Origin of the sequence: Actinacidiphila oryziradicis (assembly GCF_005047355.1) — a bacterium.
In the GTDB taxonomy this organism is placed as follows: domain Bacteria; phylum Actinomycetota; class Actinomycetes; order Streptomycetales; family Streptomycetaceae; genus Actinacidiphila; species Actinacidiphila oryziradicis.
Map to the genome: position 1 here is coordinate 1 of NZ_SUMC01000018.1, position 17,520 is coordinate 17,520.

The 17,520-nt window shown below is 69.9% G+C and carries 13 protein-coding genes; 9 read left to right on the forward strand and 4 right to left on the reverse strand.

The features are described from left to right. Positions 1–403 precede the first annotated feature (403 nt). On the forward strand, positions 404–2,878 hold the full coding sequence (locus FCI23_RS19540) for a SpoIIE family protein phosphatase (RefSeq protein WP_246143839.1): 2,475 nt from the start codon (positions 404–406) through the stop codon (positions 2,876–2,878). 763 nt (positions 2,879–3,641) lie between these two features. Here FCI23_RS19540 and FCI23_RS19550 read toward each other — a convergent pair. Beyond that, positions 3,642–4,418, reverse strand: coding sequence for a GNAT family N-acetyltransferase (locus tag FCI23_RS19550; RefSeq protein WP_136725209.1), 777 nt, complete (start codon positions 4,416–4,418; stop codon positions 3,642–3,644). A gap of 219 nt (positions 4,419–4,637) precedes the next feature. Here FCI23_RS19550 and FCI23_RS19555 point away from each other — a divergent pair, with 219 nt between their 5' ends. The 3 genes from FCI23_RS19555 to FCI23_RS19565 all read left to right on the forward strand — a co-directional run bounded on the left by FCI23_RS19555 (position 4,638) and on the right by FCI23_RS19565 (position 7,875). After that, positions 4,638–5,330, forward strand: a complete 693-nt coding sequence (locus FCI23_RS19555) for a peptidoglycan recognition protein family protein (RefSeq protein WP_136725210.1) — start codon at positions 4,638–4,640, stop codon at positions 5,328–5,330. A 98-nt stretch (positions 5,331–5,428) separates the two neighbouring features. Beyond that, positions 5,429–5,638, forward strand: a complete 210-nt coding sequence (locus FCI23_RS19560; protein ID WP_136725211.1) for a heavy-metal-associated domain-containing protein — start codon at positions 5,429–5,431, stop codon at positions 5,636–5,638. Then, on the forward strand, positions 5,638–7,875 hold the full coding sequence (locus FCI23_RS19565) for a heavy metal translocating P-type ATPase (RefSeq protein ID WP_136725212.1): 2,238 nt from the start codon (positions 5,638–5,640) through the stop codon (positions 7,873–7,875). The genes FCI23_RS19560 and FCI23_RS19565 overlap by 1 nt, the downstream gene beginning before the upstream one ends. A gap of 151 nt (positions 7,876–8,026) precedes the next feature. Here the strand turns inward: FCI23_RS19565 and FCI23_RS19570 are convergent, their stop codons facing one another. Beyond that, on the reverse strand, positions 8,027–8,443 hold the full coding sequence (locus FCI23_RS19570; RefSeq protein ID WP_136725213.1) for an SsgA family sporulation/cell division regulator: 417 nt from the start codon (positions 8,441–8,443) through the stop codon (positions 8,027–8,029). 163 nt (positions 8,444–8,606) lie between these two features. Between FCI23_RS19570 and FCI23_RS19575 the strand changes: the two genes are divergently transcribed. Further along, positions 8,607–10,103, forward strand: coding sequence for a sigma-70 family RNA polymerase sigma factor (locus FCI23_RS19575; protein WP_136725214.1), 1,497 nt, complete (start codon positions 8,607–8,609; stop codon positions 10,101–10,103). 330 nt (positions 10,104–10,433) lie between these two features. On the opposite strand, the gene FCI23_RS19580 is transcribed toward FCI23_RS19575, so the two are convergent. Beyond that, positions 10,434–12,782 (reverse strand): D-alanyl-D-alanine carboxypeptidase, encoded by a 2,349-nt coding sequence (locus FCI23_RS19580; RefSeq protein ID WP_136725215.1) that lies wholly within the window; start codon positions 12,780–12,782, stop codon positions 10,434–10,436. A gap of 237 nt (positions 12,783–13,019) precedes the next feature. Here FCI23_RS19580 and FCI23_RS19585 point away from each other — a divergent pair, with 237 nt between their 5' ends. From FCI23_RS19585 to FCI23_RS19595, 3 genes are all read left to right on the forward strand, one after another. Then, positions 13,020–13,718, forward strand: a complete 699-nt coding sequence (locus FCI23_RS19585; RefSeq protein WP_136725216.1) for a GOLPH3/VPS74 family protein — start codon at positions 13,020–13,022, stop codon at positions 13,716–13,718. A 391-nt stretch (positions 13,719–14,109) separates the two neighbouring features. Beyond that, positions 14,110–14,967 (forward strand): helix-turn-helix domain-containing protein, encoded by an 858-nt coding sequence (locus FCI23_RS19590; RefSeq protein ID WP_136725217.1) that lies wholly within the window; start codon positions 14,110–14,112, stop codon positions 14,965–14,967. Between the two features lie 182 nt (positions 14,968–15,149). Next, positions 15,150–15,359: a DUF397 domain-containing protein gene (locus tag FCI23_RS19595; RefSeq protein WP_136725218.1), complete on the forward strand. Its 210-nt coding sequence runs from the start codon at positions 15,150–15,152 to the stop codon at positions 15,357–15,359. A 271-nt stretch (positions 15,360–15,630) separates the two neighbouring features. Here FCI23_RS19595 and FCI23_RS19600 read toward each other — a convergent pair whose 3' ends face one another. Further along, positions 15,631–16,470, reverse strand: coding sequence for a hypothetical protein (locus FCI23_RS19600; RefSeq protein WP_136725219.1), 840 nt, complete (start codon positions 16,468–16,470; stop codon positions 15,631–15,633). Between the two features lie 190 nt (positions 16,471–16,660). Here FCI23_RS19600 and FCI23_RS19605 point away from each other — a divergent pair, with 190 nt between their 5' ends. Beyond that, entirely contained in the window at positions 16,661–17,446 is a 786-nt protein-coding gene (locus FCI23_RS19605) for an SDR family oxidoreductase (RefSeq protein WP_211265406.1), read from the forward strand. Positions 17,447–17,520: the final 74 nt, after the last annotated feature.

Consider the following 17,520-nt stretch of genomic DNA (forward strand, 5'->3'; position numbering starts at 1 on the left):
GTGGCGGCCCCTCCAACGCTGGATCGGACGCCGCGAGTACTTCGACCAGACCTACCAAGCCATCGCCGGCCTGGTCTCCGACCGCGCGGCCATGCGGTAATCAACCACCAGCCAACCCGCCAGGCCAGCACAGCCCGACCTCAATCGAGCACCACGTCGTTAGCACGCTCCGCAGCCCGGGCGGGCTGGGCCGACAGCCGGAGCCCAGATTCGCGGCGATGGCAAGAGGGGCCGAATCGTCTGGATCAGCATGTATCAACACAAGACCGCCTATATCTCTAAATGGTGTATTTTTGAACGATGATCTCTGAGCGCGCGTTGCCGGCCGATTGGCTGGACCGCCTGGCCGACGCGAACGACGCCATTTCGGCTGTCCGGAACACACCTCGCAGGCGGGACGGCCATGGTGGACAGCCCTGAGGACGTGGTGCCCAACGCAGCGCGGGGGTCCATGGAGATGACCGGTGCGGCGATAGCGGTGGTCGACGCGGATGGCATGGTGGTTGGGTGGACGCAGGCCGCTGAGCGGCTGGTCGGCTACTCGGCCGCGGAGGTGGTGGGCCGGCCGGCCGCGGTCATGCTGCCCTCTGCCGAAGACCGGGCGAAGGCATCCGCCTTCGCGCGGCGGTGCCGTGCCCGCGGCCGCTGGTCCGGCCTTGCGGCACTGCGCCACCGCGACGGCCGCAGGCTCGATGTGAGCCTGCGGGTCTCCCCGCTGTCCGGGCAGGACGGCCGGGCGCAGTGGCTGGTCTCGGCGACCGGCATGGCCACGGTCTCCTCCTGGGCGGCGAACGGATCGGTGCTGGAGTCGCTGCTCACCCGCGCACCGATCGGCATCGGCGTCCGCGACCTGCAACTGCGCTGCACCTGGGTGAACGACACCATGGAAGTCCAGGACGGCATCCCCCGCGAAGAGCGGCTGGGACGCCGGCTGGCGGAGGTACTGCCCGGCGGAGAGTCCCAAGGAGAGGCCGAAGCGTGCGAGGGGGTGATGCGGCGGGTGCTGAACAGCGGCACCCCGGCGGTCGACCACCCGTACCGGGCATGGCCGCCGGCGGATCGGCACCGGGAACACGCGTTCTCGGTCTCCTTCTTCCGCATCGAGGACGCGGACGGCCACGCGCTGGGCGTGTGCATCATGAGCGTGGACGTCACCAGCAGGCAGCGGGCGCGTGAGCGCCTGGCGGTCCTCAGTGAGGCCAGCACCCGTATCGGCAGCACCCTGGACGTCATGCGGACCGGGCAGGAACTGGCCGACCTCGCGGTGCCCCTCCTCGCCGACATCGTCACCGTCGACCTGGCGGAATCGGTCCCGCTCGGCGAGGAGCCCCTGGCCCGGCTGGGCCCGGACGCCGGGCGCATCCCCGCCTTCCGCCGCGCGGGCCTGGCATCGATCCGCCCCGGGGCCCCGGATGCCTGGTGGACACGGGGCGAGACGGTCTTCGTCCCGCCGACCTCGCCCTTCCTCCGCGTCCTGTCCTCCGGGAAGTCCCACCTGGAACCGGTCATAGACACCTCCCCCGGCACATGGTTCGACCACCACCCGGCACGGGCGGAGAAGATCCGCGAGTGCGGGATTCACTCCTGGATGATCGTTCCGATCCACGCGCGCGGCACCGTGCTGGGCATAGCGGTCTTCGTCCGCACGGAGGACCCGGTGCCGTTCGAGCAGGACGACCTGCTCCTGGCCGAGGAACTCGTCACCCGGGCCGCACTGTCCCTGGACAACGCCAACCGGTACACCCGCGAGCGCGCCGCGGCCCTCGCCCTCCAGCGCAACCTGCTGCCCCAGCATCTGACGGGCGGATCCGCCGTCGAGGTGGCCTCGCGCTACCTGCCGGCCGACCTCCACTACGGCGCCGGGGGTGACTGGTTCGACGTGATCCCGCTGTCCGGGGCCCGGGTGGCGCTGGTCGTCGGCGACGTGGTCGGGCACGGCATCAACGCCGCGGCCACCATGGGCAGGCTCCGCACCGCCGTGCACACCCTCGCCGACATGGACCTGCCCCCCGACGAACTCCTGGCCCACCTCGACGACCTGGCCATCCGCCTCATCGAGGAGGACGCCGACGCGAAGGACAAGGAGGGCATCGCCGCCGCGGTCCTGGGTGTCACCTGCCTGTACGCCGTCTACGACCCCGTCACCCGGCGCTGCACGATGGCACGCGCCGGCCACCCCCCGCCCGCCATCGTCGACCCGCACGGCCACGTCACCTTCCCCGACCTCCCCGCCGGAACCCCCCTCGGCCTCGGCATGGTCCCCTTCGAATCCGTCGAGCTGGAACTGCCCGAGGGAAGCGTGCTCGCCTTCTACACCGACGGCCTGGTCGAATCCCGCGACCAGGACATCGACACCGGGATGCACCGCCTGGCCACCGCCCTGGCCCACCCCCGCCTCCCGCTGGAAGACCTCTGCTCGGCCCTGCTGGACACGCTGCCGGCCGCAGCGCCCTACGACGACGTCACCCTGCTCCTCGCCCGGACCCGCACCCTCAGCCCGGACCAGGTGGTCTCCTGGGACCTGCCCACCGACCCGGCCGTCGTCAGCACCGCCCGGTCCCTGGCCCTCCGCCAACTCACCCAGTGGGCACTGCAGGAGCTGGTCACGACCACGGAGCTGATCGTCAGCGAACTGGTCACCAACGCCATCCGCCACGGCACCGGCCCCATCCGCCTGCGCCTGATCCGCCACCAGCTCCTGACCTGCGAAGTCTCCGACACCAGCAACAGCCTCCCCCGCCTGCGCCACGCCCGCACCACCGATGAGAGCGGCCGCGGACTCTTCCTCATCGCCCAGCTCTCCCACCGACGGGGCACCCGCCACACAACGGACGGCAAAACCGTCTGGGCCGAACAGGAACTGCCACCCGGGACCTGAGGAGGGGCGGCGCGCGGCCGCGGCCCGGGATTCGGGCACGTGCACGGCGGTCAGCACGATGGCGGCCACGCCGATCGGGATGTTGATCCAGAACACCGACCGCCAGCCGGCGGAGGCGACCAGCAGGCCGCCGGACCCGCCGCGCGCCGGGGCCTCACGGCTCCGGCGCGGCGGGGGGGGACTTGGTGGATCAGGCGGTCACGGGCGGCTGCGCGGGCTTCACGACGGTGTTGACGAAGGCGCCGAGGGCGCGCCCCATCTGCTCCGGGAGGTGCTGGGGGCGGTGGGGGCGGTCACGATGCGGAATCCCTTTCGCAAGAGCGAACTCTCAGGAATGCAGAGGACTCTCGCCAGTTTATGCAAGTCCACTCTCTCCATGAGAGTCAACCCGCCGCAGCGGCCCGTCCGTGCTCCATGACGCCATCGGTCCACCTCTCATCCGCGATGGATAGCGAGTTCGCTCCCATGATGATAGTGAACTTGCGCGAGTGACGCCATTGTGCCGGGCACAGTGGCCATCTCCTGCGGCAAGCTGCTTCCTTGGAACAGAGACCACGTCGTGTCTCCGCGCATATGGGGTGTCGGCGCCATCATGCTGGGGCTTGGAGCCACGATCGGGATGACCGCTTCGCGCACGTTCATGCTTGGACCGGTCGCGGCCGTGTGTGTGGCACTCTGCGGCATCGGTCTTATGGGTTTGTCCACGCGCCCCGGTCCTATCAGCCGTCCCTGACGAAGGCCGTCGCACCGGCCGGCGCCGAACCTAAGGTTGGTAGACGTAGGCAGTGGTGGTGCTCAGGGGTACGAAGCCGAGCCGGTGCAGGATCGGGCGGCTCTGGTCGGAGGCGTCTACCTGTAGATAGCGGTAGCCGCGTTCGGCGGCGATGCGGGCGCGGAAGGCGATCAGGGCCCGGTAGATGCCCCGGCCGCGCCAGGGCGCCACGGTGCCGCCGCCCCAGAGGCTGGCGAATGGGGTGCCGGGGTGCAATTCCATCCGTGCGGCGCATACCGGCAGGTCACCGGCGATGGCGACGACCGCGGCGATCGTGTCCGGACCCTCGGCGAGCTGGGCGAGGAGTTGATGCCTGAGCCGGGAGCTGTCCGTACCGAACGCCTGCTCGTGGACGTCGGCCATGAGATCCACGCCGGCCGGGTCGGTCACGGGGCGGAGGTGGACGCCCTCGGGTGGTTCGGCGTCGGTGGGCAGGTCTTGGATCCGGGCGACCATCAGCGTTTCCTCGGGCTCGGGCGTGAACCCGGCCGCCCGTAGCCGTCCCGCGAGGTCGGCGGGTCGGTCGTGGGCGTAGAGCTTCCACTCGAACTCATGTCCCAGTGAGGTGAAATGCCGCACCTGTGCCGCGATCGCCTTGTCGGCGGTGTCGTGGTCCAGGTCCGACCAGACGACGCCGTTCCAGTCGCGGTCCGTGCCAACCTGCCGCACCACATCACCGACCCGCTCGACCCGGACCCCTGGGCCATCGGGCCGCGCGCCCCGCCGCATCTGGCGGTCGAACATCCCCAGCACCGCGTCCATGTCCATCCGCCCACTCCAGCAGCGGACGGGCAGACACGGCAACCGGATTTCCGCGCCGCCGCGGGGGAGCAGCCTCGTGCCCGCAACGGGGTGCCTGCGATGGGGCAAAAGGTGGGAAGTCATCTTGTCAGCCCAATGGCGCGTACCCAGACGCTTTCCGCTGCGGTTACGTACGTATGACCAGGAATCAGAAGCCGGTCATACGGACGGAAACGGAGCTGCAGCATGGACGACACGCCGATGAGGAACGTAAGCCGCCGCATTGTGCTGGGAAGCGCACTCGCTTTGGGCGCGTCGGGCGCCGGGCTGGTGCGGCCCGCGTATGCCGCCCCAGGGGAGACGGGGCCGGAAATCGCGGCGTGCGCGGATTGGGGGGCGCGGGAGCCGAAAGGGGAGGTGCAGATGCTGGAGTGGCGTCCGGAGAAGATCATCGTGCACCACACGGCGACGGCGAACACCGACGACTACTCGCTGGACCGCGCCTACACGCTCGCCCGGGCGATGCAGAAGAATCAGATGGATGTACGGGGGTGGCTCGACACCGGCCAGCACTTCACGATCAGCCGTGGAGCGTATGTGATGGAGGGTCGCCACGAGAGCCTGACGGCACTGCGGCGCGGTTCGCGGATGGTGGAGGGCGCGCACTGCTCGGGGCAGAACTCGGTCGCGATCGGGATCGAGAACGAGGGGACCTACGTCGAGGAGGAGCCGCCCGTGGAGCAGTACGCGGCGCTGGTGGGGCTGTGCGTGCACATCTGCCGGCAGTACGAGGTGGCTGCCCAGGAGATCTACGGCCATCGGGACTTCAACACCACCCAGTGCCCGGGCGATCAGCTCTACGCGCTGCTGCCGAGGCTGCGCCGCGACGTGGCGGATCGAGTGGGGGGCGGACCGGGGTTGGGGAGGCCGCTGGGCTGAATATGCCGCGCCACTGAGCGTAATACCCCTAGGGGGTATATCGTGGTAGATCCGTGGGAACACTCACATGGCACACCTGCCCGAAGGAGAGCAACACCATGACCGTCACCTACTCCGTCTCCGGCATGAGCTGCGGTCACTGCGAGTCCGCCGTCACCAAGGAGGTCGCGTCCCTGCCCGGCGTTACGGAGATCAAGGCGGATGCCAAGGCGGGCACCGTGACCGTCGACTCCGAGCAGCCGCTCGACGACGAGGCGGTGCGCGCCGCCGTCGACGAGGCCGGGTACGAACTGGTCGGGAGGGCGTGATGGATGCCGTTGAACTGGCGATCGGCGGTATGACCTGCGCGTCGTGCGCGGCGCGCGTCGAGAAGAAGCTCAACCGGATGGACGGGGTCACGGCGACCGTCAATTACGCCACCGAGAAGGCCAGGGTCGACTACGGCGGCGGTGTCGCGGTCGGCGATCTCATCGCCACGGTCGAGGCGACCGGCTACACCGCAGCGCTGCCGGCGCCTCCGGAGGGACCGGAGGAGTCGCAGACGCCGGGGAATGAGCCCGGTGATCCGGCACCACTGCGGCAACGGCTGGTCACCGCCGTCGTCCTCGCTATACCCGTGATCGCGATGGCGATGGTGCCCGCGCTTCAGTTCCGTAACTGGCAGTGGCTATCGCTGACGCTCGCCGCACCCGTGGTGCTCTACGCGGCCTGGCCCTTCCACCGCGCCACCTGGGCGAATCTGCGGCACGGGGCGGCCACGATGGACACGCTCATCTCGGTGGGCACGCTCGCCGCGTTCGGCTGGTCGGTGTGGGCGCTGTTCTTCGGCGACGCCGGAATGCCCGGTATGAAGCACCCCTTCGAGCTGACGGTGTCCCGGGACGGCGGCAGCGGGAATCTGTACTTCGAGGTGGCCGCGGGGGTCACCGCCTTCATCCTCGCCGGGCGGTACTTCGAGGCCCGCTCCAAGCGGAGGGCGGGGGCCGCGCTGCGGGCGCTGATGCAGCTGGGCTCCAAGGACGCCGCTGTGCTGCGTGACGGGCGCGACGGCCGGGAGACTCGGGTGCCGGTGGCCGAACTGCGGACCGGGGACCTGTTCGTGGTGCGGCCCGGCGAGAAGATCGCCACGGACGGTGTCGTACGGGAAGGAAGCTCCGCCGTCGACGCCTCCATGGTCACCGGCGAATCCGTGCCCGCCGAGGTCGGCCCCGGGGACGCCGTCACCGGGGCCACGGTGAACGCCGGGGGCCGGATCGTCGTCGAGGCGACCCGGGTCGGCGCAGACACCCAGCTGGCCCGGATAGCCAGGCTGGTGGAGGAGGCCCAGAACGGCAAGGCGGCGGCCCAGCGGCTCGCGGACCGCATCTCGGCGGTCTTCGTACCGGTGGTGATAGCGCTGGCCCTCGGCACGCTCGGTTACTGGCTCGCGACGGGCGCCGGGGCCACTGCCGCGTTCACGGCGGCGGTCGCGGTGCTGATCATCGCCTGCCCCTGCGCCCTCGGGCTCGCCACCCCGACCGCGCTGCTGGTCGGCACCGGGCGCGGCGCCCAGCTGGGCATCCTCATCCGGGGGCCGGAGGTGCTGGAGTCCACGCGCCGGGTCGACACGATCGTCCTCGACAAGACCGGGACCGTGACGAGCGGCGTCATGACCCTCGTCGAGGTGCTGGTGGCGGACGGTGAGGACGAGACGCAGGTGTTGCGGCTCGCCGGAGCCCTGGAGCACGCCTCCGAGCACCCCATCGCCCGCGCCATCGCGGCCGCGGCGCAGGAACGTTCCGGCGTCCCGCTGCCGGTGCCGGAGAAGTTCAAAGCCCTGCCCGGACTGGGCGTCGAGGGTGTCGTTGACGGCCACACCGTCGTCGTGGGCCGTACGCAGCCGATGCCGGAACAACTGGCAGAGCGCCTGGCGGCGGTGGCCGGGGGCCGTACCGCCATCGCCGTCGGCTGGGACGGGCAGGCCCGCGCCGTTCTTGTCGTCGCGGACGCCGTCAAGCCCACCAGCGCCGAGGCCGTCCGCCAGCTGCGGGCCCTGGGGCTCACTCCGGTACTGCTCACCGGCGACAACGAGGCCGTCGCCCGGGCCGTCGCCACCGAGATCGGCATCAGCGACGCCGATCACGTCATCGCCGAGGTCCTTCCGGAGGACAAGGTTTCCGTCATCCGGCGTCTCCAGGCCGACGGCCGCACCGTCGCCATGGTCGGCGACGGCGTCAACGACGCCGCCGCCCTCGCGCAGGCCGACCTGGGCCTGGCGATGGGCACAGGTACGGACGCGGCCATCGAGGCCGCCGACCTCACCCTCGTACGGGGCGATTTGCGGGCCGCGGCCGACGCTATCCGCCTCTCACGGAGGACGCTGGGCACGATCAAGATCAATCTGCTCTGGGCCTTCGGCTACAACGTCGCCGCGCTGCCGCTCGCTGCGGCGGGGCTGCTGAACCCGATGATCGCGGGCGCCGCAATGGCGTTCTCGTCCGTTTTCGTCGTCGGCAACTCCCTGCGCCTAAGGCGTTTCCAGACACTGGCCGCCAACCGGACGTAGCGTCGAGGGCGGTCGGCTCCTGCCGGGCGGCGGCATGAAAGGCACGCCGCAGGCCGGCGGCGGTGCGCGACACGCCCGGGCGGCTGCCGTGGGCACCGCATATGAGCGCGCGAGGGCCGGCCGGGAAGGCGGCCAACGGCACGAGGAGCCCTCAAATCTCCCCGTCGAGAAGGGCCGTCAGCGCCACGTCGACGTCAAAGTCGTGTACTTCGCGCCCGGCGGGCACGGCCTCGTACGCCCGCGAGAGGAACGCGCTGACGGCCGCGCTGGCTATCTGGACCAGCGCGGTGCCCTCCGGCGCCCGCAGCTCGATCATGGTGCTGTCGGGGCCGCAGGGCCAGACATGCACGTCCCCGTCCCCGGCCGGCCCGCGCAGCCCGGCTGCGAGCAGGTTGCGGGCGAAGGTCCAGGTGACCTCCGCGCCGTCCGCCGAGACGGCGGCAGGGAAGGTGACGTAGGCCGCGAGCGGGTCGTCATGGTGGTAGCGCAGCGTTGCCGTGACGTCGTGGTCGCGCGCGCCAGGTGCGCAGATCCGGGCCTGGACGGACTGATCGATGTCAGTGAGCATGTCTGGCACCCCTTTATGTGGCCTCATGGACTTGCTACTGACCACTAAGACTTGGAATCACTCCAACTCATTACGCGACTGTGACAACCATTTTGTGTGATGTGCGCCATAGCCTGCTTGGCTTTTGCCGCGTTGAATCCCACCGTTCGGAAGGGGATGTGCCATGACCGCAGTCGAGGCCGGAGACACCGACGCATACGCCCTTGTCTACGCGGAGCAGCATCCGCGTCTGGTGGCCTACGCGCGAACCCTGACCGGGAACTCCTGGCAGGCCGAGGACCTCGTCGCCGAGGCCCACTTCCGGGTCTGGCGGCGGCTCTCCGCCGGCCACCGGGTCGACAACGCACCCGCGTACCTGGCGGCGACGGTACGGAACCTCGCCGCGACGGTGGGCCCGGCGGCGGCCCGTGAGATACCCGACGGCGATCTCGCGGCCGTAGCCGCCGTCGGCCAGCAGCAGAGAGGCGCCGACGACCCGGCGCAACGCGTCGCCAATGTGGACCTGCTGGGCGCCGTACTCAAGCAGCTCCCTGAGCGGTGGGTGCGGGCCCTGTGGCTTTCGGAGGCGGAGGACCAGCCCCTGGAGGCGGTCGGGCGGCGGCTCGGTACGAATCCCAACGCCACGGCCGTACTCCTCAACCGGGCCCGGGAGGGCCTGCGGCAGGCCTTCCTGCGGGCCCATCCCGGCGCTCCGGCCGATCCGGCCTGCGCCGACTTCTGGAACCGGCTGCCCGCACATGTACGGGACGCCGACTCGCCGCGCTATGCGACGGTGGTGCGGGCGCACACGGAGGAGTGCGCAGACTGCCACACCCGGATGCTGGTGCTGATGCAGGCCAACAACCGGCTGCCGGCGCTGGTCGGCCCGGCGCTGCTGATCGCCTCCACGGGTGGCGCACTGCGCTTCTTGGTGCCGACGGCAGCGGGAGCAGGGGCGGGTGCGAGCGCGGGGACCGTTGCGTCTGCGAAGGCCACGGGTGTCGGGGCGGGGGCGGCCGCCGGGGGCGGTACCGCCGGGGTGGCCGGGACGGCGGGGATCGCCGTGATCGGCGCGGCCATCGCGGTCGCCGCGATGATGGCGGGCGGGAGCCCGGCGAAGACGGACGCGAAGACACATGTGCGGCCCGCCGGCGCCGGCCGGCCCTCCCTCGCGGCGAAAGCGATGCCGTCCGCGACGGCGACCGATGGGGCCGCGTCCCCTGCCACGGTCGCTGCCACGAGCCCTGCCACGCCCCCTCCCGCGACACGAACGCCGACAGCAACGCGGTCCGAGTCCGCGAGCCTGGCAGCCGCCGTCACGGCCCTGCCCACCTTGACGGCCGTTTCCGTCCCGCCTGTCATCGCCGCCACAGCCGCCCTGCCGTCGGTCTCCACGACGGCCCTCGTGCCGAGCCCGGACCCCACGGTGGCTCCGGCCAGGACTCCGGCCCGGGCATCGACGCCCACTCAGACGCCCACTCAGACGCCCGAGCCGAGGCCCACGGCTACGGCTACGGCCGAGCCGGAACCGACTCCCGAGCCCAGCGTCCCGCCGACTCCGACTCCGACTCCGACGCCCACTCCCCCGCCGACGCAACCACCGTCACCGTCACCGACGCCGCCACCGACGCCGCCCACTCCCCGGCCGCCCTGCTTCATCCCGGCGCCGCGCAAGGGCTGAGCCGCCGTCAGCGGCTCGTGTGAGCCTCGACACAGTCTGGCGGCCGGTCAACGTCGAGGTGCTGGGCGGCTGGTTGGGGCTGGGCGGCATACGCGGGAACTCAGCGCGTAGTGCACGCCCGGTGGATAACGGGGGCTCTGGTCACAGCCCCCGGGGGCTGTGATGTGCGGGAGGTGCGCCCCCACAACGGCGGTAATTTCAGCCCGTCCGGCGTTTGAGAACCGGAGTCCGGGGCGGAGCCCCCCGTGGCGCCAGCCGCATATTGGACGCCGTCGCGACGGACGCCCGCCGGGCGGACCCGGCGAGCGCCTCCGCGTTACCGCGCGAACGTCAGCCGACGCGTGTCAGCTTCGATCCGAACGACGGCGCGGACAGCCCAGACTTCAACGCCACCGGCACGCTGGTCTGCCCCTGGCCGCTGCCAAAGCTCAGCGTGCCGACCTCGGTGCCCGCCTTCGCGGAGTGCGGGAGGCCGCCACTCACAGCGGCGAGGGTGAGCTTGGCCTTCAGACCCGCCCAGCCGATCGCCGTCAGGTCCTTCGTGGTGACGACGGGGGTCTTCCCGCCGAGCCCGTCGTCGACGTAACCGACGACCTCGCCCTGCTTGACGACGGTGGCGGAGGTGAGCCCCTGCTGCGCCGCGGTGATCAGGTTGTAGCTGTTGGTGAGCGCGAGCTGCAGGCTGTCGTAGACCCGCGCGCCGCTCTGCTGCTCCAGCACGACGCCGAGGATCAATTGCGTCTTGCCGTCGACGGTCTTCGTCGCCCCCCACATCAGGGCGCCGCCGGCCGGGGTACTGGAGCCGGTCTTGATGCCTATGACGTTGGGCTTCACCAGCAGATTGTTGTTGTTGTAGATGAGCCCGACACCCGGGATCTTCATGTTGGGGGTGGCCACGATCTGACGGAAGACATCATTCTTCATGACCTGTTGCGCCAGCTTCAGCTGGTCCGTCGCGGTGCTTTTCGTGGTGTCCTGGATGCCGCTGGCTCCGGTGTAGGTCGTGTTCTTCATTCCCAGACCGGCGGCGGCCGTGGTCATCTTCTTCACGAACGCGGCCTCGGTGCCGGAGTCCCAGCGAGCCAGCAGCCGGGCGATGTTGTTGCCCGAGGGAATCAGCAGCATCGAGAGCAGCTGACGCTCGGTGAACGACTGGCCCTCGCTTACCGTCGCGATGGACTCGTCCGGGGACTTGGACTCCTTCGCGGCCGTCGCGTCCACCTTGATCGTCGGGCCGTTGGCGCTGCCATTCAGCGGGTGATCCTTCAGTATGACGTAGGCCGTCATGACCTTGGTCACGCTTGCGATCGGCACCGGCTTCTGCGCACCCTCGCTCCCCAGACTGCCCAACCCCTCGACCTCGACGACAGACTGGCCCTTGCCGGGCCAAGGCAGCGTCAGCACGCTCCCCTGGAAACGGTACGACGGCGCGCTCGTCAGTGTCAGCACCGGATCCGGCAGCGGGCGCAGCGCCTGTGCCACCGCCACCACGATCAGGAGCAGCACCACCAGCGGCGTCCAGATCTTGAATCGCCGCACCACGCTGCGCAGCACTGTCTGCCGGGGCGGCGGCGTATTCGTCAGCTCCGCCAGGAGCTTCAGCGACTCCTCCGGCACCGGCGGCACCGGCATCTGCTTCGTCTGCTCCCGCGGCTCGGGCACGGGCTGGCTCGTCGTCGCCGACATCCCACCGCCGCTCGCCCGCTCCGCCGTCACCAACGGCACGAATGTCCCCAGCCCGGAGACCGCGGGCTTCTTCTCGCCCTCGGCGGTGCCGTAAGGGGCGCTTGCCGTACCGGCCTTGGCGCCCTTGCCCGGCTCGCCGTCCGCCCTCCGGCCGGATTCCTCGGTGGTGGTGCCGCCGGTATCGCGGGAGGCGGCGGCTGCCGCGTTCCCGGGCGCGTCCTTGCCGGGCGCGTCCTTGCCGGGCGCGTCCTTGGGTTCGGCATCCTCGCTGTCCGCCGCCGGCTCAGGGAGGCCCGAAGGTGCGGCCACCTCATCCGCGATCTCGTCGTCGGCCTCGGCCTCGGCAGTATCGGCGTCGCCAGAGGCTTCAGAGGCGCCCTCAGCGGCAGTTGGCGGCTCCGGCGCATCCGAGAGCGCCGGAGCCTCGTCGGAGGCGCCTGCGGGCGCTGAGGCGGCTTCCGAGGCGTCGGGGACGACGGAGGGGGACTCCCCCGGCTCATCGGTGGGCTTATCACCGGCCGATACGGGTTCCGGCTCCGGGTCCGACACGGCATCCGGCGCAGCCGGGGCACGTTCCCGACCCGCCTCGTCCTCCGCGGCATCCGGGGCGTCCGAAGTGGCCTCCACGTGGGCGCCCGCGTCGGCTCCCGGGTCCGGCTCCAACTCCATCTCCGGGTCCGGGGCAGGCTTGGCGTCCGGGGCGGGCTTGGCGTCCGGGGCGGGGCTCGACTCGGGGTCCGGAGCCGAATCGGCTGCCGGGTCCGGGTCGGTGTCCCGGCGAGCCTCCGTTTCACCCGCGCCCGCGTCCTCGCCCCCGTCCCCGTCCCCGTCCCCGCCCGCGTCCCCGTCCGCGTCCGTGCCGGAAGGCTCTTCCGCACCGTTCGTATGCTGCGCGCCCCTCGTGCCCGCGAGCCTGGGATCTGCCACCTTTTCCTCGGTGGCCACCCCCGACGATTCCTGCTGCTCCGCCCTGCCGGGGGACTCGCCCGCCACGCAGACCTCCTTCACAGTTCACGCACATCACGCGAGGTCGTCGTATGACGCCCCGTTCACCCAACACCAGTGTCCAGCCCCCAGCTGAGAAGGCCATAAGAGACCCGCCGCTGTCCCCCGCTCCCGGGGGAGACGAGAACGACATACCTACCGGTTCCCACCGATAAGACAAAGGCGCCCTCGACAGGCACCTGTGAGAGGCGTCACCCTGTCTGTCATCCACGCGGGGAGGCTTGGATGGGCAGGAGCCGCAGAAGTATTCCGGAGGAGCTATTGCTGCTCGCCTTGGACCCGACAACGGGCACCACGGCGCAGCCGCAGTCGCTCGACCTAGGTCTCGCCGGGGCCCAGCTAGTAGAGCTGACCCTGGCCGGACGGATAGCCCCTGACGGGGATCGTATCGCCGTGGTGCACCCACGGCCGACAGGAGATCCGACTTTGGACTCCGCGCTCGAACTGCTGCGCCGTCGTGGCAGTCCGGTCCGCGCCGTCCACTGGATTGGCGGGCCCCGGCTGGGGCTGCGTCAGACATATCTCGCGCATTTGGAGCGATGCGGCATGGTGCATGCCGTACCGGGACAGATGTGCGGGGTGCTGCCGACGACTCGCTATCAGGCGAGCGACAGCGAGGTCAGCCGGGATATCAGAGCCCGGCTCGACAACGCGATCCGCACCGGCGTACCGCCGGACCCGCGGACCGCGGCGCTGGCCGCTCTCGCCCACGCGGTGGGGCTCGGAAAGCACCTTTACCCGGGTAACGAAGGCCGGTCGTCTCGATCGCGCCTGCGTGACCTCATTCGGTACGACCCCATGGGCGGCCTTGTGGCACACGCCGTCATGGACGTACAGAACGGAGCCGCGGCACAACCGAAACGCCCCGCCGCCCAGGGGCGGCCAACCGCCGGACAGGGCATGGCCCGGGCCGGTGCCCGCTGAGCATTGGCGGCACAAGCCAGAGCCGTAACGATCGCAAAACCCGCATGAAGGGCAACAACAAGCCTCACCAGCCACTTGGTACCAGGACGGACCGGTGTCCGGCAGCAGGGCCCGGACACCGAGCAAGTACCCGTCCCCAGCGACCTGGTCACGGGAGCCGCTGTAACGCGCGGGGCAGGTGGACCCGGATTCACCCGGGTCCACCGCCCCGCGCGTTCGGCGTGCCCGAAGCGGTAGGAGAAGCTGGTAAACCTGAGGTCGTACACGAAGTTCATACCTGAGTTCGTACGACCGTTTTCCAGCGCAGCGATGACCAAGGGTGGCAGTCTGCTGACCAGTAGTACTCGTCACGTAGTACTCGTCACGCCCCTGAACCGGAGGTGCACTTCCCGTGGCCGCCAACGCGAACCCCACCGTCAGGCGACGCCGACTCGGGTCGGAGCTGCGCAAACTGCGCGAGCAGAAGGGGATGACAGCCGAGGAAGTCGCGGCCCGGCTGCTCGTTTCCCAGTCCAAGATCAGCCGCTTGGAAAACGGCCGGCGCAGTATCAGCCAACGCGATGTGCGCGACCTGTGCGGTGTGTACGAGGTGGCGGACAGCCGCCTCGTCGAATCGCTGATGAACATGGCCAAGGAGTCCCGTCAGCAGGGCTGGTGGCACGCCTTCGGCGATGTGCCGTACAGCGTCTACATCGGCCTTGAGACGGACGCGGATTCGCTGCGCGTCTATGAGCCGCAGGTAGTGCCCGGGCTGCTGCAGACCCCCGCCTATGCCACCGCGGTCAACCACGGCACGCTGCCCGAGGCGACGCCCGAGGAGGTGGAGAAGCGCGTCCAGGTCCGTATGAAGCGGCAGGACCGGATCACGGATCCGGAAAATCCGCTGCGCCTTTGGGCCGTCGTGGACGAGGGCGCCTTGCGCAGAGTCGTCGGCGATCGCCAGATCATGAGTGAACAGCTCGAACATGTCGCCAAGCTGAGTCTGCTGCCGCACGTCACGGTCCAGGTCCTGCCGTACAGCGTGGGGGCGCATCCCGGGATGTTCGGCAAGTTCGCGATCCTGGAGTTCCTCGACACCTCCGATGCCAGCGTGGTGTATCTGGAAGGCGTGACCAGCGATCTCTATCTGGAGAAACCGAATGATGTGCAGAGTTACGGCGTCATGTACGAGCACCTACGGGCCACGGCGCTGAACGCCGAGCAGTCGCGGCAGTTCATCCTCGATTTGGCCAAGGAGTACGCCCGCTGACATACATCGTCGGGGCGAGCGGGCGGTAAGGTACACCCTCCCCACCTGTCGGCGGAAGTATCCTTTGGAATATGCCACCCGATAGTGTGAGCGAGTAGCTCGCCCGGCGATGTTGCGGCGTAGCGTCAGTGGGGCCAGAAGCATTCAACGCTTCTGTACAACTCATTGAAACTGGAGCAAGTATGGCGATCCGTCAGGGGAAGCAAGCAGACTGGAAGAAGTCTTCGTACTCCAAGGGCGACAGCGAGTGCGTGGAGGTGGCGTCGCCCACATATGCGGCAATCGCCGTGCGCGACTCCAAGGACCCGCATGGGCCCGTGCTCGCGTTCTCGCCGGAGTCCTGGTCGGCCTTCGTCGCCGACGTAGAAAACGGCCAGTACAACATCGGCTGACAGCCGCACGCAGCAGCACAGCAGCACAGCAGCACCATGGAAGCCCTCTCGACCGGCTCGCCGTCGTGGCCGAGGGGGCTCGCCCCTCGGAAGCCGCGCGAATGGGTGGGGCGGCGTCGCGGGCCGAGCCGCGGCATCAGCCGACTCCGTCGCCACCCGGCCCACCTATTTGCGCTGCCCCTTGATTGATTGGTGTGGCGAATATCAACAACTCGATGTTCGTTATTGATCAAATGGCATCGATCTTGTCATTGGCGGGTCGTGGTCCGTGTCAGCGCAGCTGATCCGCATAAGTGTCGGTGCCGGGAATCGTCGGAATGAAGGGCGCCACCAGCTCGATCCGTCCCGGCCCGGCGTCCAGCCCGGTGAAGTGCTCGTCCCACACCTCACGCGGATCCCGTTGCAGGAACCAGAGCAGCGTCAGGCGGGTGTCGACGCCCTCGACCTGATTGACGTAAGACATGCGGTCCAGCGGCAGCGGCGTGGGCCGGAAAACGGTCACCATGGCGGCCGGTGAGCCGGCGCCGAGCTGCTTGGGTAGGTGCTTGACGCGCAGCCACTCCAGCAGTTCCGCCCGCTGCTCCGTCGATTCGGCGTCGATGACCTCGACGACCAGCCCGGTGTAGGGGTGGTCGAGGGCGTGGATGTCGCGCGGTCCGGCGGCGCCGTCGCGGTAGACGGTGACGGCGTGGTCGTGGAAGGCGGTGAAGACGTGGGTGCGGTCGCGGTATACGCGGGCGTCACGGTTGAGGCGTTTGTTGATGGCGACGGTCCAGCGCATGTGCTCCTCGTACCGCCCGGCGGTGAGCCAGTACAGGGAGAGGTAGCAGCCGGCGGTGACGGGCTGGGCCACGGCGGACTTCTCGGGGTAGCGGAGCAGCTGGAGTTCGCGGGGGGCGACCCAGCGGCGGCCGGCGAAGATCCAGGGCATGGCCATGGCTCCGGCGATGAAGTGATCGTCTTCGTACCAACGGTGGTAGCCGTGCTCATGCCCAGGATGGGGCTCAACCATGGTGATCAGGGCATGCCCCACCCCCGGCCCGTACGGGCCCACGGAGGCCAGCTTCGCATACAGGCCCGCATAGGTATCCGCCTGTCCGTCGTCAGCCATGCACACCCTCCCACCGAAACCCATTCATCTGACGATACGTCAGGGAACCACTCGCGCGGAATACGCGGGCGACGCACGAGGCGACGCGGATGCGGGGGCACGCGGCTGTCCAAGGCGCTGGCTTTCCGTGGTGCGCGTCCCTACTCTGACGGACAGTCAGACTTATCAGGGGGTGTCGATCGTGCCGATCATGCTGCTGCGGGACAGGACAGTCGTGGTGTCGGGCGTCGGCCCAGGGCTCGGACAGCGGATCGGGGCCGCGGTCGTACGGGACGGCGGAAACGCCGTACTCGGCGCCCGGACGGAGGCGAACCTCGCCAAGGCGGCGCAGGAGATCGACCCGCAGGGCGCGCACACCGCCTGGCGGGTGACCGATATCGCCGACGAGGCGCAGTGCGCCGCGCTCGCCGCGCTGGCGGTCGAGCGGTTCGGCGGGATCGACGCCGTTGTGCATGTCGCCGCCTGGGACTCGTACTTCGGCGGGGTGGAGGACGCGGACTTCACATCCTGGGCGGGCGTGATCGACGTCAACCTGCTCGGTACGCTGCGGATGACCAAAGCCTGCCTGCCCGCCCTCAAGGAGCGCGGCGGCGGCTCGGTGGTCTTCATCGGGACGCAATCCGCCGTCGCGGCGCCGACCCAGGTGCGGCAGGCGGCGTACGCGGCGTCGAAGGGCGCACTGACCTCCGCGATGTACTCGCTCGCCCGCGAGGTGGGACCTTACCGGGTCCGCGTCAACACGGTGCTGCCCGGCTGGATGTACGGGCCGCCTGTGCAGGCGTACGTACAGTTCACCGCGCACACCGAGGGCGTGCCCGAGGACGAGGTGCTGAGCCGGCTCACCGAGCGGATGGCGCTGCCCGAGCTGGCGACGGACGGCGATGTGGCGGAGGCCGTGGTCTTCCTCGCCTCCGACCGGGCGCGCGCGATCACCGGGCAGTCGCTGCTGGTGAACGCGGGCGAGCTGATGCGTTAGAGGCCGCGCGAATAGGCGGGGCGGGTGAAGGTAGGGGCACCTCCTGGGGGCACCTCCCGGCCGAGGGCTGGGGG